Origin of the sequence: Pseudomonas sp. s4 (genome assembly GCF_046764235.1) — a bacterium.
GTDB classification, from domain to species: Bacteria; Pseudomonadota; Gammaproteobacteria; order Pseudomonadales; family Pseudomonadaceae; genus Aquipseudomonas; species Aquipseudomonas asiatica.
In genome coordinates this window covers 1,911,347-1,924,848 of the sequence record NZ_CP177209.1, presented here as the reverse complement: position 1 = coordinate 1,924,848, position 13,502 = coordinate 1,911,347, and the positions used below count along the sequence as shown (strand labels likewise).

Genomic DNA, 13,502 nt, shown 5'->3' with positions numbered 1-13,502 from the left:
AGCCTGCGGACTATTTGAGGGAAGTTGCCATGGACAATGCACCCGCCTTCACCGCTGTGCTATTCGGCTTGCGCGGCTGCCTGGTGCAAGCCGCCAACGGTACCCCCTCGCCCGCCCCCGGCGCGCTAGCCACCCTCGCCAGCCTGCGCCAGCGCCAGGTGCCGTGCATCTGGCTGGACGACCTCGACGCCCCCCAAAGCAAGCGCCTGGCGCACGTACTGCCCGCCTGGCTGCCGGGGCATTCGGTGAACGGCGTGCGCTGGCCGGCGCCGAACGCCTGCTGGCAGGCCCTGATGACGCTGGACAGCGAACGCCTGGACGGCTGCGTGCTGGTCAGCGGCGACCCACGCCTGCTGCAATCTGGTCTGAACGCGGGGCTGTGGACGGTGGGGCTGGCTGCCTGCAGCCCGTTCTGCGACCGCAGCTCGCGGCAATGGCAAGCCTTGACCCCGCAGGAGCAGGACCTGGCCCGTGGCAAGGCGACGCTGGAACTGTTCAGCCTGGGCGTGCACTCGGTCATCGACCACCTGGAAGCGCTGGACACCTGCCTGCAGGACATCGCCCAACGCCGGCGCAAGGGCGAAAAACCCTGATACAGCACCATTGACGCGGATCATGCAAAGCATCGGCAGGTGGATTACGCTGAAGACAGGCCAGAACCTTTGCCGCTTCGCTGAGGTCCATGGCTTGCCAAGCCATTGATGGAGAACTGCCAATGCCTGCCCGCGAATTGCAAGAGCGCCTGAACAGCTTGCGCGAGCAACTGGACCGCAACGTGCCGCTTTCGGACGAGGAACTGGCCGCGCTGCACGAAGAAGCGCGCCAGATCGAGGCGCAACTGAAGCTTGAGGAAGCCACGCCAGACCATAACCTGGTGGACGGCGTGAACCTGGCGATCGAACGCTTCGAGGCCGACCACCCCGACCTCACCGCTACCCTGCGCAGCATTGCCAACTCGCTGCACAGCATGGGGATCTAGAAATACTGGGGCCGCTTTGCGGCCCTATCGCGACACAAGGCCGCTCCTACAGGTACAGCGCAAGCCCCAAATCTTGCGCTGTACCTGTAGGAGCGGCCTTGTGTCGCGATAGGGGCGCGAAGCGCCCCCCGGCGTACTTGCGAACCTTACTGCCGAACCAGGCGCTTGTTGTCCGGGCTGATCGCCCTCGTGCTGCGGTAAGGGTTGATATCCAGCCCACCCCGGCGCACATAGCGCGCATACACCGTCAAATGCTCCGGCTGCAGCAGGTTCTTCAAGTCCAGGTAGATCCGCTCCACACACTGCTCGTGGAAGTCGGCATGCTGGCGGAAGCTGATCAGGTAGGTCAGCAGGCTGGCATGGTCCAGCGCCCTGCCCTTGTACTCGACCACCACGCTGCCCCAGTCCGGCTGGCCGGTGACCGGGCAGTTGGACTTCAGCAGGTGACTGTGCAGGGTTTCTTCCACCTGCCGCTCCGGGTTGCAGTGCAGCAGCTCTGGCTGTGGCTGTTCGTAGTTGCTGATGGCAACGTCCAGCGCATCGATGCACTGCCCCGGCAACGCCACCACGCCTTGGGCCTCGACCTCGGCCAGGGTGCGCACTTTCACGCCCACCGGCTTGCCGGCGGCGGCGGACAGGTCTTTCTCCAGGCACGCCTGCAGCTCGCCAAGCGAGGCGAACACCGTCTGGTTCAACGAGTTCAGATACAGCTTGAACGACTTGGACTCGATGATGTTCGGCGAATCGGCGGGGATAGCGAACTCGCCGATCGCCACCACCGGCTTGCCCGAAGGCAGCAGCCAGCTCAGCTCGAAGCAGTTCCAGTAATCCACACCCTGCCACGGCAAGGTCTGGGCGGTAACGCCCAGCTCGGCCCACTTGGCGGTACGCGGGATCGGGAACAGCAGCTCCGGGGAATAGGTGGCAATGTATTCGCTGGATTTGCCCAGCGGGGAATGTTCGGCAGCGGGATGCATGGAAACTGACCTGAAGGTTCGAAATTGCCCCTAGTCTACCGGTTTTGCACCCCACCTTGGAGCGCAAGTCAGCGGTATTACATCTTCGTCAGTTTGGGGCGAGCGGGTGCATCGTCACGTATCATCTCAGCATCACCCGGTCCCTGTAGGAGCGGGTTCACCCGCGAACACCGGCAAAGCCGGTGCCATGCACCGTGTTGAATTCTTCGCGGGTAAACCCGCTCCCACAGGGTTTTGTGCCGTTTGCTGGAGTCAATTCACCCAATGAAACTGCTGATCGTCGAAGACCAGGCCCGGACCGGCCAGTACCTGAGCCAGGGCCTGAACGAGGCCGGCTTCGCCACCGAACTGGCCACCGACGGCGAGACCGGCCAGTTCCTCGCCCTGACCGGTGACCACGACCTGCTGATTCTCGACGTGATGCTGCCCGGCCGTGACGGCTGGCAGATCCTCCAGGCCGTGCGCCAGGCCGGCCTGGACACCCCGGTGCTGTTTCTCACCGCCCGCGATGCCGTGGAGGACCGGGTGCACGGCCTGGAGCTGGGCGCCGATGATTACCTGGTCAAGCCGTTTGCCTTCTCCGAACTGCTGGCGCGGGTGCGCAGCCTGCTGCGCCGGGGCACCAGCCCCAGCCAGGACACCACCCTGGGGCTGGCCGACCTGCGCCTGGACCTGATCCGCCGCCGCGCCGAGCGCGCCGGCCAGCGCATCGACCTGACCGCCAAGGAGTTCGCCCTGCTTGAACTGCTGCTGCGCCGCCAGGGCGAGGTGCTGCCCAAATCGCTGATCGCCTCGCAGGTGTGGGACATGAATTTCGACAGCGATACCAATGTGATCGAAGTGGCGATCCGCCGCCTGCGCCTGAAGATCGACGACCCGCACCCCAACAAGCTGATCCATACCGTACGCGGCATGGGCTATGTACTCGAAGAGCGCGCGGAGTGATGCGCCAGGTCTCCCTCGGCAGCCGCCTGGCCCTGCTGTTCGCCGCCTGCACCGCCGCTGTCTCGCTCGGCGCGGGCCTGATATTCAGCCGGGCCAGCGAGCAGCACTTCGTGGAACTGGACCAGCAGCTGCTGGACTCGCGCCTGTCGCTGTTCCGCACCCAGCTGGCCGGCATCTCCACCCCGGCCGAGCTGCAGGCGCGCCTGCCCGCCTTGCGCGATGAACTGGGCCACCAGGCCGACCTGGCCCTGCGCATCAACGGCAGCGACGGCGCCACCTGGTTCGAAAGCCGCACAGGCCTGCCCCGGACACCGCTGCCCGACGGGCTGGCAACCCTGCATGCGCAAGGCACCGACTACCGCAGCCTGGCCGTGCACCTGGCGCAAGGCGCCCCGCAGTCGCCACAACTGACCCTGTACCTCGACATCACCCATCACCAGCACTTCCTGCAGGGCATGCAACGGCTGATCTGGCTGACGGTGGGCCTGTCGGCGCTGGCCACGGCGCTGCTCGGTGCCTGGGCTGCACGCCGCGGGTTGCGCCCATTGCGGCAGATGGGCCAGGTGGCTGCCAGCGTGTCGGCGCGCTCGCTCACCACCCGCCTGCCGGTGGCACAGATGCCCGAAGAGCTGGCCGAGCTGGCGACGGCCATGAACGCCATGCTGCAGCGCCTGGACGATGCCTTCCAGCGCCTGTCGGCATTCTCTGCCGACATCGCCCACGAGCTGCGCACGCCGCTGTCCAACCTGCTGACCCACACCCAGGTCACCCTCACCCGCCCGCGCAGCCTCGAAGAGTACCGCGAAGCCCTGCACGGCAACCTCGAGGAACTGCAATGGATGGCGCAGATGATCAACGACATGCTGTTCCTGGCCAAGGCCGACCATGGCCTGCTGGTGCCGGGGCAAGCACCGCTGGTGCTGCATGAGGAGGTGGATGCGCTGCTGGAGTACTACGCGCCGCTGGCAGAGGACAGCGGCGTGCAGATGCTGCGCGAGGGTGAGGCGCTGCTGCAGGGCGACCGGCATATGCTGCGCCGGGCGCTGTCCAACTTGCTGGACAATGCCTTGCGCTTTACCCCGTCGGGTGGGCAGATAAAGGTGACATTGGGGCCAGGGCCGAGGGTTGGCGTGGCCAATACCGGGGCGGCTATCGAGCCGGCAGTGTTACCACGGTTGTTCGACCGCTTCTACCGGGTGGACCCGGCGCGGCGGGAAGGCAGTAGCGAGCATGCCGGGTTGGGGTTGGCGATTACCCGGTCGATCGTGCAGGCCCATGGTGGGCGCATCAGGGCGGAGTGTGCGGACGGGTGGACGCGATTCGTGATCGATTTCACTGAAGACCAGTGACATCGGGGCTGCTTTGCAGCCCATCGCCGGCAAGCCAGCTCCCACAGGTACAGCGCAGGTCTTGAGCTTGATGCAATCCTGTGGGGGCGACCGTCTTGTACTGCCTGTACTGGCCTCATCGCTGGCAAGCCAGGCTCCTACAGGGACTGCGCAGGGCTTGAGGCCGATGCGGTCGGGGTGGGAGCTGGCTTGCCGGCGATGAGGCCCTCAACAGTCACTCAAACTGCCAGGCCAATCGCCGGCTGCACCTGCGATGCCCGATAAGCCGGGTAAATGGTCGCCAGGAAGCTCATCACCAACCCGGCAGTGCAGATGATCGCCACATCGCCCCACTGCAACTGCGACGGCAAGCTGCTGACGAAGTACACATCCGAAGTAAAGATGTGCTGCCCGCTCACCCGCTCCAGCCAACCGACGATCTGGCTGACGTTGAACGCCGCAACCACCCCAAGCACGCCACCGATCAGCGTCCCGACAATACCGATCAGGCTGCCCTGGACCATGAACGTGCCCATGATCTGCGCCGGCGTGGCGCCCAGGGTGCGCAGGATGGCGATGTCCGGCCCCTTGTCGTTCACCACCATCACCAGGGTGGCGATGATGTTGAACGCCGCGACCGCGATGATCATCAGCAACAGCAGGCCGATCATGGTCTTTTCCATCTTCATGGCACTGAACAGGCTGCCCTGGGTATGCGACCAGTCATCGGCACGGTAGGCATCGCCCAGCCCGGCAGCGATGGCCTTGGACACCTGCGGCGCGGCATACAGGTCGTGCAGTTTCAGGCGCACGCCCTGCACCTGGCCCGGCGCCCAGCGCTGCATGGCGCCGGCATCGTCGACGTGAATGTAAGCCTGCGAGCCGTCCAGCTCGGCGCCGACCTTGAAGATACCGACCACGGTCAGGCGCTGCATGCGCGGGGTGATACCGCCCGGCTCCTTGCTGATTTCCGGCACGATCAGGGTCAGTTTGTCGCCGGTATTCAAACGGAAGCGCCGCGCAGTCAGCTCACCGATGACCACGCCGAACTCTCCCGGCTGCAGGTCCTGCAGGCGGCCCTGGACGATATGCTGGCCGACGATCGAGACCTTGCCCTCTTCGGCCGGGTCGATACCGCCGACCTGGATCGGCTGCATCGCGCCCTTGTACGACAGCATGCCTTCCATTTCGGTAATCGGCGCTGCCGCCATCACCGCCGGGTCGCGCATGGCCGCGTCGGCCACCTTGTGCCAGTCGTCCAGTGGCTGCACGCCGAGGATGGCGGCATGCGGCACCAGGCCGAGGATGCGCGAACTCATTTCGCGCTGGAAACCGTTCATCACCGACAGCACCACGATCATCGCCAGCACGCCCAGCGACAGGCCGATCATCGAGGTCATCGAGATGAACGAGATGAAGTGGTTGCGGCGCTTGGCTCGGGTGTAGCGCGCGCCGATGAAGATGGGCAAGGGTCTGAACATGTACGGAAACACCCAATGAAAACAGGAAAACGGGGCGGCACCGGCCACCCCGTGCAGTCGATCAGATCGCCACCAGGTGGCCGTCGTCGAGCTTCAATACACGGTCCATCTGGCGCGCCAGGTTGAGGTCGTGGGTGACCACCAGGAACGCCGTGCGCGACGCGCTGGACAGTTCCTGCATCAACTCCTGGATGCCCTGGGCGGTGTGGTGGTCGAGGTTGCCGGTCGGCTCGTCGAGCATTACCAGGCCGGGGCGGTTGACCAGTGCGCGGGCAATCGCTACCCGCTGGCGCTCACCACCGGACAACTCGGCCGGCTTGTGGTTGAAGCGGTGGGCCAGGCCAACACGCTTGAGCAGCGCCTCGGCACGCTCACGGGCCTCGGGGATCGGCGTGCGGCCGATCAGCAACGGCATGCACACGTTTTCGATGGCAGTGAATTCCGGCAGCAAGTGGTGGAACTGGTAGACAAAGCCCAGCTCGCGGTTGCGCAACAGGCCACGGGCACGCTCGCCCAGTGCCGACAGCTCCTCGCCGGCCAGCCAGACGCTGCCCTGGGTCGGCCGGTCGAGGCCGCCCAACAGGTTGAGCAAGGTACTCTTGCCCGAGCCGGAGCTACCTACGATGGCTACCCGCTCACCGGCGTGCAGCTCGAGGTTGAGCCCGGACAGCACCTGCACCGACTCCGGGCCCTCGTCGTAGGACTTGCCCAGGTTGCGGCAACTCAGAACGGCTTTATCACTCATGCGCGACTCACTCATAACGTAGCGCCTCTGCAGGCTGGGTGCGGGCCGCACGCCAGGCCGGGTACAGGGTGGCGAAGAAACTCAGGACCAGCGCCGCACCACAGACCATGTATACGTCCTGGGCCTGGATCTGCGACGGCAGGTAATCGATGAAGTACACGTCGGCGTTGAGGAACTTGTGCCCGATCAGTTTCTCGATGCCGGCGATCACCGCGCTCACGTTCAGCGCGGCGACGATCCCGACCACGGCGCCGATCAGGGTACCGATCACCCCGATCACCGTGCCCTGGACCATGAAGATGAGCATGATCTGCCCAGGCGTGGCGCCCAAGGTACGCAGAATGGCGATGTCGCCACGCTTGTCGTTGACCACCATCACCAGGGTGGAAATGATGTTGAACGCCGCCACCGCCACGATCAGCAGCAACAGCAGGCCGATCATGGCCTTTTCCATGCGGATCGCCTGGTACAGGTTGCCGTGGGTGCGGGTCCAGTCACGGCTGTAGAACTCCTGGTCCCCCAGGCGCTGGGCGATGTCCCAGGCCACCCGCGGCGCCTGGAACAGGTCGTCGAACTTCAGGCGCAGGCCCTGGACCTGGTCAGGCTTCCAGCGGTGCAGCCGGGACAGGTCGCTGATGTTGGTCAGGCCCAGGTAGCCGTCGATTTCGCCCGCGCCCACGTGGAAGGTACCGACCACGGTGAAGCGCTTCATGCGCGGGAACATGCCGGCCGGGGTCACGCTGACCTCGGGGGCGACGAAGGTGAGCTTGTCGCCGATGCCCACGCCCAGCTTGGCCGCGGCCTTGTCGCCGATCATGATGCCCCACTCGCCCGGCGCCAGCTGGTCCAGGCGGCCTTGCAGGACGAACTTGTCGATGATCGACACTTCGCGCTCGCGGGCCGGGTCGATGCCGTTGAGCAGCACCTTCTGCACCTTGCCTTCGTGGGTCAGCAGGCCCTGCATCTGGGTGAAGGGCGCAACCGCCACCACCTGCGGATTCTGCTTTACTTGTTGGGCAAGGGCCGGCCAGTCGGCAATGGGCTGGCCGCTCTCCAGCGTGGCATGGGGGATCATGCCCAACACGCGGGTACGCATCTCGTGGTCGAAACCGTTCATGACCGAGAGCACCACGATCATCACAACCACACCCAGGGCGAGGCCGATCATCGAGGTCAGGGAAATGAACGAGACGAAGTGATTGCGACGTTTGGCACGGGTATAACGCGTGCCGATGAATGCGAAAAGAGGTCTGAACATGTCGGGGCTTGTTCGGATGAAAGGGAACGTCCTTGTGGCGAGGCGCCTACGGCGGCTTTACACTCGGACCACCGCCGCTACCTTGGGTTCGCCATGACGACATTAGACGAAGAAGATCGCCGCGAATACTACCGCATCGAAGATCGGATCGCACTTCAAATCAGCCCCCTCAGCGCGGCCGAAGCCCTTGACCCAGATGTGTTGCAAGATGATTCGCCTCTGTTCAACCTGCTCAGCGAGCTGCACCTGTCCGACTTCGAGTCGCAGCACCTGCTGCGCCAGCTGAGCGAGAAGGACCGCACCCTCGCCGCTTTCCTGCGCGCACAGAACAAACGCCTCGACCTGCTTAGCGCAGTAGTTGCCCAGACCCTGCTCGGCGAAGTTGGCCAGCCCCAGCCGGTGGTCATTTCCGAGGGCGGCATCGAGTTCGCACAAGCCACAGCGGTTGCCCCCGGCACCCGGGTGAAGGTGAAGATGGTGCTGATGCCGCGCGCCCACGGCCTGCTGCTGCGCGGCAAGGTCACCCATTGCGACCCGCGCCCGGAGGGCGGCTTCGAGGTCGGCACCGAATTCACCGACATGACCGACGCCCAACGGCAATTGCTGGCCCGCTACATCCTGCAACGCCAGCAGCAGCAACGGCGCCAGCAGCTGGAACAGAACGACCCCGCCTCCTGAGCCCATTTTTCTCTGATTTGAAGGAACGAACGTGACCCTGATCTACGGCCACCGCGGCGCCAAGGGCGAAGCGCCCGAGAATACCCTGAAGAGCTTCCAGCAATGCCTCGCCCATGGCGTGACCCGCTGCGAGCTGGACCTGCACCTGTCGGCCGACAACGAGCTGATGGTGATCCACGACCCGACCCTCAAGCGCACCACCGGCAAACGCGGCAAGGTGGTCGAGCACCCGGCCGCAGACCTGGTCAAGATAGATGCCCGCAAAGGCGGCCCGGGCCATGTCCAGCCCTGCCCGATTCCGAGGCTGGAAGAACTGTTCCAGAAGTGCCCGTTCGAGCATTGGCAGCTGGAAGTGAAAAGCGCCTCGCGTACCCGCGCCGCGACCACCGTGCTGGCGATCCGCGAACTGGCCCAGCAGTACGGCCTGCTGGACAAGGTGACCATTACCTCCAGCTCACGCGAAGTGCTGGGTGCCGCCCTGGAGCTGGTGCCGGACGTCAAACGCGGGCTGGTAGCCGAATACGCCTGGCTCGACCCATTGAAGGTGGCACAGAACTACGGCTGCAACCTGCTGGCATTGAACTGGACGCTGTGCACCCCCGAGCGCCTGCTGAAAGCCCAGGCCCAGGGTTTGCACGTGTCGGTGTGGACGGTCAACGAACCGGCACTGATGCGCCGGCTCGCTGACTTCGGTGTGGACAGCCTGATTACAGACTTTCCCGGTTTGGCCAGGACCACCCTCGGGCAGGGTTGAAATCGGTCTCTCCGACCGGCTCAGGCCACCGGTCGGAGCCGCTCAAAAAAGCCGGTTCAGGCCATCGTAGGCAGCTACCCGATAGGCTTCGGCCATGGTCGGGTAGTTGAATGTGGTGTTGACGAAATACTTCAGGTTGTTCAGCTCGCCCGGCTGGTTCATCACGGCCTGGCCGATATGGACGATTTCCGAAGCCTGGTAGCCGAAGCAGTGTACGCCCAGCACCTCCAGTGTTTCGCGGTGGAACAGGATCTTCAGCATGCCTTGCGGCTCGCCGGCGATCTGTGCACGGGCCATGCTCTTGAAGAAGGCTTTGCCCACTTCGTACGGCACCTTGGCCTGGGTCAGTTCCTGCTCGTTCTTGCCGATCGAGCTGATCTCCGGAATGGTATAGATACCGGTCGGCACATCATTGACGAAGCGCCAGCTGCCATTGTCCACGATGCTGCCAGCTGCCGAACGGCCCTGGTCATGGGCAGCACTGGCCAGGCTTGGCCAGCCGATCACGTCGCCGGCACCGTAGATGTTCGGCACGCTGGTGCGGTAGGCCTCGTCGACCTCGATCTGGCCGCGGCTGTTGACCTTGATGCCGATGTTTTCCAGGCCCAGCTTGTCAGTGTTGCCGGTACGGCCGTTGCACCACAGCAAGGCGTCGGCCTTGATCTTCTTGCCCGACTTCAGGTGCAGGATCACCCCGTTGTCCAGGCCTTCGACGCGCTCATACTCTTCGTTGTGGCGCACGGTGATGTTGTTGTTGCTGAAGTGGTAGCTCAGCGCCTGGGAAATTTCCGAGTCGAGGAAGCTCAGCAACTGGCCACGGTTGTCTACCAGCTCTACCAATACACCCAGGCCGCTGAAGATCGAGGCGTATTCGCAACCGATCACGCCGGCTCCGTACACGATCAATTTGCGTGGGGTGTGGCTGAGGCTGAGGATGGTGTCGCTGTCGTAGACGCGCGGGTGGTGGAAGTCGATATCGGCCGGGCGGTACGGGCGCGAGCCGGTGGCGATGATGATGTGCTTGGCGTTGAGCTTTTCCACCACACCGTTCGGGCAAACCACTTCGACGGTCTGCTCGTCGGCGAAGCTGCCGGTGCCGAAGAACACGTCCACGCGGTTACGTGCGTAGTAGCCGGTGCGCGACGCTACCTGCTTGGCGATGACCTTCTCGGCGCTTTTCAGCACGTCGGGGAACGAGAACCAGCGCGGCTCACCGATGGCACGGAACATCGGGTTGGTGTTGAACTGCATGATCTGCCGCACCGAGTGACGCAGTGCTTTGGACGGGATGGTGCCCAGGTGGGTGCAGTTGCCCCCGACCTGGCGACGGCTATCGACCATCGCCACCTTGCGCCCTGCTTTGGCGGCGTTCATTGCCGCACCTTCTCCGGCCGGGCCGGAACCCAGCACCACTACGTCGTAGTTGTAGACAGCCATGCGTACTCCTTCAGAACTGGCCCGCAAGCTACGGTCGCTCGCGGGGCGCGATCATGCCGCCGGGGCGTCATGAGAAAATTCGGGTGCAGTCTAATCAAGCGTGAACGCCGCGCACATTAACCCTTGGTCGCGTCGTAGGCCAATTTCGCCCGCACTACATGTGTGAACCATTCCCTGGCGGCGATCATCCCTGCTTGTGCTTTCACTCGCCTTTCACTGCCCGTTCGAATGCGGGCGTAGCTCGGGAGACGAAGCCACCCTCGGCCCGAGTCACCAATACCGCGGCAAGGCCATGCGCCACGGCAAAATCCCAGCCACGTTCCGGGCCCAGGATCAACAGCAGCGTCGAATAGCCGTCGGCCTGCAGCGCCGAGGCATCGAGCACGGTGACCGCGGCCAGGTCGTGCTGCACCGGGCGCCCGAGGCGGGCATCGAAGGTGTGCGAATAGCGCCGGCCATTCTCCTCGAAATAGTGCCGATAGTCACCCGAGGTCGATACCGAAAGGCCGTTGACCGGGATGATCTGGCGGGCTATCTGGCGATCTTCGCGTGGCAGCTCCAGGGCGATGCGCCATGGGCTGCCATCGGGCTTGCGGCCGGCGGCCTTGAGCTCGCCGGTGGCTTCGGCGACAAAGTTGGCCACGCCCATGGCCTGCAGGCGCGCGGCGATCAGGTCGACGGCATGGCCGGCGGCGATGCTGTTGAAGTCGAGCTTCACCGGGGCGTCCTTGCACAGGGCCTGGCCGTCGATGTGCAGATGCCGGTAGCCCACGCGCTGGCGCACCTGGGCCAGGGCCGACGGGTCGGGCACCTGTTCGTGACGGGCCTGGGGGCCGAACCCCCACAGGTCGAGCAAGGGTTCGACGGTAAGGTCGAAGGCGCCGCCGCTCTGCTCGGCCAGGTGCTGACCAAGGCTGACCAGTTCGAGCATGTCGGGCGGCAGTACCTGGCACTGGTTGGCGGGCAACTGGTTGAAACGGCTGATGGTGGAGTCGCCGCGGTAGGTCGAGTAGTGCTGGTCGATGCCGTGCAGGATGGTTTCGACTGCCGCCTGCACCTGAACCGGCGCCGGGCCGCCGGGTTCGCGCACGTACTGGATGCTGTAGCTGCTGCCCATGGTCGGGCCACCCAGGCGCTCCAGGGTGGGGCCCTGGTTGCAGGCGGTGAGCAGCATCAGCAAGAAACAAAGAAATGCGCGCAATATCGAGATCTCGAATGTCTGTACTGGCCCTTTCGCGGGCACGCCCGCTCCCACAGGTACCCCACTGCCCTCCAGCCCTGTGATATCCCTGTGGGAGCGGGCGTGCCCGCGAAAGGGCCAGTACAGACACAGTAAATGCCCGATCGGTTTATCAGGCGAAAAAAAACGGGAACCCGAAGGTTCCCGTTTTTTCATTGCCTTACAAGCGTATCAGTGCGGAAACGCTGGCGGGTTCACACCGGCCATCTCTTCCATCACACGAACCACCTGGCAGCTGTAACCGAATTCGTTGTCGTACCAGACGTACAGAACAACGCGGTTGTCATTGCAGATGGTCGCTTCGGCGTCAACCACACCGGCGTGGCGCGAACCGACGAAGTCGGTCGAAACCACTTCCTGCGAGCTGACGTAATCGATCTGCTTGTGCAGTTCCGAGTGCATGGCGGTCTGGCGCAGGTACTCGTTGATCTCGTCGCGGCTGGTGGCCTTCTCGAGGTTCAGGTTGAGGATGGCCATCGAAACGTTCGGCGTCGGTACGCGAATGGCGTTGCCGGTCAGCTTGCCCTTCAGCACTGGCAGTGCCTTGGCGGCAGCAGTGGCGGCGCCGGTTTCGGTGATGACCATGTTCAGCGGCGCGGCGCGGCCGCGGCGGCTGCCCTTGTGGAAGTTGTCGATCAGGTTCTGGTCGTTGGTGAACGAGTGAACGGTTTCGACGTGGCCGTTGACGATGCCGTACTGGTCGTTGATGGCCTTGAGCACCGGCACGATGGCGTTGGTGGTGCAGGAAGCGGCCGAGATGATCTTGTCATCGGCAGCGATGTCGCCGTGGTTGATGCCGTGCACGATGTTCTTCAGCGCGCCCTTGCCAGGTGCGGTGAGGATCACGCGGGCAGCGCCCGGGCAGGCCAGGTGCTGGCCCAGGCCGTCGGCATCACGCCATACGCCGGTGTTGTCGACGATCAGCGCGTTTTCGATGCCGTACTGGGTGTAGTCGACTTCGCTCGGGCTCTTGGCGTAGATAACCTGGATCAGGTTGCCGTTGGCGGTGATGGTGTTGTTGGCTTCGTCGATGGTGATGGTGCCATCGAACGGGCCGTGCACCGAGTCACGGCGCAGCAGGCTGGCACGCTTGACCAGGTCGTTCTCGGCGCCCTTGCGCACGACGATGGCGCGCAGGCGCAGGCCGTCGCCACCACCGGTCTTCTCGATCAGGATGCGCGCCAGCAGGCGGCCGATGCGACCGAAACCGTACAGCACAACGTCGGTGCCCTTGCGCGCCGAAGCGTTCTGCTGGCCAACTACCGCGGCCAGTTCTTCACGGACGAACTGCTCGGCAGTGCGGCCATTGCCTTCCTGCTTGAACTTGTTGGCCAGCTTGCCCAGGTCGACCGAAGCGGCGCCCAGTTTCAGCTCGCTCATGGCCTTGAGCAGGGGGAATGTCTCGTGGACGGACAGTTCGGTTTCGTCGGCTTGACGATGACGCGCAAAGCGGTGCGCCTTGAGGATCGAGATAACCGAACGGTTGATCAGGCTACGGCCATAAATCGAGCTCACCACGTTGTTGTTGCGGTAGAGCTGACCGATAAGCGGGATCATCGCTTCAGCCAGGGCTTCACGATCGATCCACTCACCAAGACACTGGTCGGGCTTCTGAGTCACGGGAACCTTCCACATGTAGGGACAGAAAAAAGGGGCTACATTATGACGCCCCAACGCGTT

At 64.2% G+C, this 13,502-nt stretch carries 13 protein-coding genes; 6 read left to right on the top strand and 7 right to left on the bottom strand.

Annotation, left to right across the window (positions count from 1 at the left end):
- The first annotated feature begins 29 nt into the window (after positions 1 to 29).
- Complete coding sequence (locus ACK56M_RS08985; protein WP_085721134.1) at positions 30 to 593, top strand: phosphonoacetaldehyde phosphonohydrolase-related protein; 564 nt, start codon at positions 30 to 32, stop codon at positions 591 to 593.
- Between the two features lie 122 nt (positions 594 to 715).
- On the top strand, positions 716 to 979 hold the full coding sequence (locus tag ACK56M_RS08980) for a DUF4404 family protein (RefSeq protein ID WP_015269548.1): 264 nt from the start codon (positions 716 to 718) through the stop codon (positions 977 to 979).
- A gap of 146 nt (positions 980 to 1,125) precedes the next feature.
- On the opposite strand, the gene queF is transcribed toward ACK56M_RS08980, so the two are convergent.
- Positions 1,126 to 1,956 (bottom strand): NADPH-dependent 7-cyano-7-deazaguanine reductase QueF, encoded by an 831-nt coding sequence (queF, locus tag ACK56M_RS08975; protein WP_015269547.1) that lies wholly within the window; start codon positions 1,954 to 1,956, stop codon positions 1,126 to 1,128.
- 264 nt (positions 1,957 to 2,220) lie between these two features.
- On the opposite strand from queF, the gene cinR reads away from it, so the two are divergent.
- The gene (cinR, locus tag ACK56M_RS08970) at positions 2,221 to 2,901 is read left to right on the top strand and encodes a two-component system response regulator CinR (protein ID WP_015269546.1); all 681 of its coding nucleotides are present in this window, start codon (positions 2,221 to 2,223) and stop codon (positions 2,899 to 2,901) included.
- Positions 2,898 to 4,250: a heavy metal sensor histidine kinase gene (locus ACK56M_RS08965; protein WP_043935476.1), complete on the top strand. Its 1,353-nt coding sequence runs from the start codon at positions 2,898 to 2,900 to the stop codon at positions 4,248 to 4,250. Before cinR ends, ACK56M_RS08965 begins: the two co-directional genes overlap by 4 nt.
- A gap of 218 nt (positions 4,251 to 4,468) precedes the next feature.
- Here the strand turns inward: ACK56M_RS08965 and ACK56M_RS08960 are convergent, their stop codons facing one another.
- The 3 genes from ACK56M_RS08960 to ACK56M_RS08950 form a co-directional block, all read right to left on the bottom strand.
- Complete coding sequence (locus tag ACK56M_RS08960) at positions 4,469 to 5,710, bottom strand: lipoprotein-releasing ABC transporter permease subunit (RefSeq protein ID WP_015269544.1); 1,242 nt, start codon at positions 5,708 to 5,710, stop codon at positions 4,469 to 4,471.
- Between the two features lie 61 nt (positions 5,711 to 5,771).
- A complete protein-coding gene (gene lolD, locus ACK56M_RS08955; RefSeq protein WP_169774647.1) occupies positions 5,772 to 6,455 on the bottom strand; it encodes a lipoprotein-releasing ABC transporter ATP-binding protein LolD in 684 nt (227 codons plus the stop codon).
- Between the two features lie 7 nt (positions 6,456 to 6,462).
- The gene (locus tag ACK56M_RS08950; protein ID WP_015269543.1) at positions 6,463 to 7,713 is read right to left on the bottom strand and encodes a lipoprotein-releasing ABC transporter permease subunit; all 1,251 of its coding nucleotides are present in this window, start codon (positions 7,711 to 7,713) and stop codon (positions 6,463 to 6,465) included.
- Positions 7,714 to 7,806: 93 nt separating this feature from the next.
- Between ACK56M_RS08950 and ACK56M_RS08945 the strand changes: the two genes are divergently transcribed.
- On the top strand, positions 7,807 to 8,391 hold the full coding sequence (locus tag ACK56M_RS08945) for a PilZ domain-containing protein (RefSeq protein ID WP_013971728.1): 585 nt from the start codon (positions 7,807 to 7,809) through the stop codon (positions 8,389 to 8,391).
- Positions 8,392 to 8,422: 31 nt separating this feature from the next.
- Entirely contained in the window at positions 8,423 to 9,145 is a 723-nt protein-coding gene (locus ACK56M_RS08940; protein WP_013971727.1) for a glycerophosphodiester phosphodiesterase, read from the top strand.
- A 42-nt stretch (positions 9,146 to 9,187) separates the two neighbouring features.
- Here the strand turns inward: ACK56M_RS08940 and sthA are convergent, their stop codons facing one another.
- From sthA to ACK56M_RS08925, 3 genes are all read right to left on the bottom strand, one after another.
- Positions 9,188 to 10,582, bottom strand: coding sequence for a Si-specific NAD(P)(+) transhydrogenase (sthA, locus tag ACK56M_RS08935; protein ID WP_013971726.1), 1,395 nt, complete (start codon positions 10,580 to 10,582; stop codon positions 9,188 to 9,190).
- A gap of 202 nt (positions 10,583 to 10,784) precedes the next feature.
- Complete coding sequence (locus ACK56M_RS08930; protein ID WP_085721164.1) at positions 10,785 to 11,783, bottom strand: FAD:protein FMN transferase; 999 nt, start codon at positions 11,781 to 11,783, stop codon at positions 10,785 to 10,787.
- Between the two features lie 210 nt (positions 11,784 to 11,993).
- Positions 11,994 to 13,457, bottom strand: coding sequence for a glyceraldehyde-3-phosphate dehydrogenase (locus ACK56M_RS08925; protein ID WP_043935474.1), 1,464 nt, complete (start codon positions 13,455 to 13,457; stop codon positions 11,994 to 11,996).
- Positions 13,458 to 13,502: the final 45 nt, after the last annotated feature.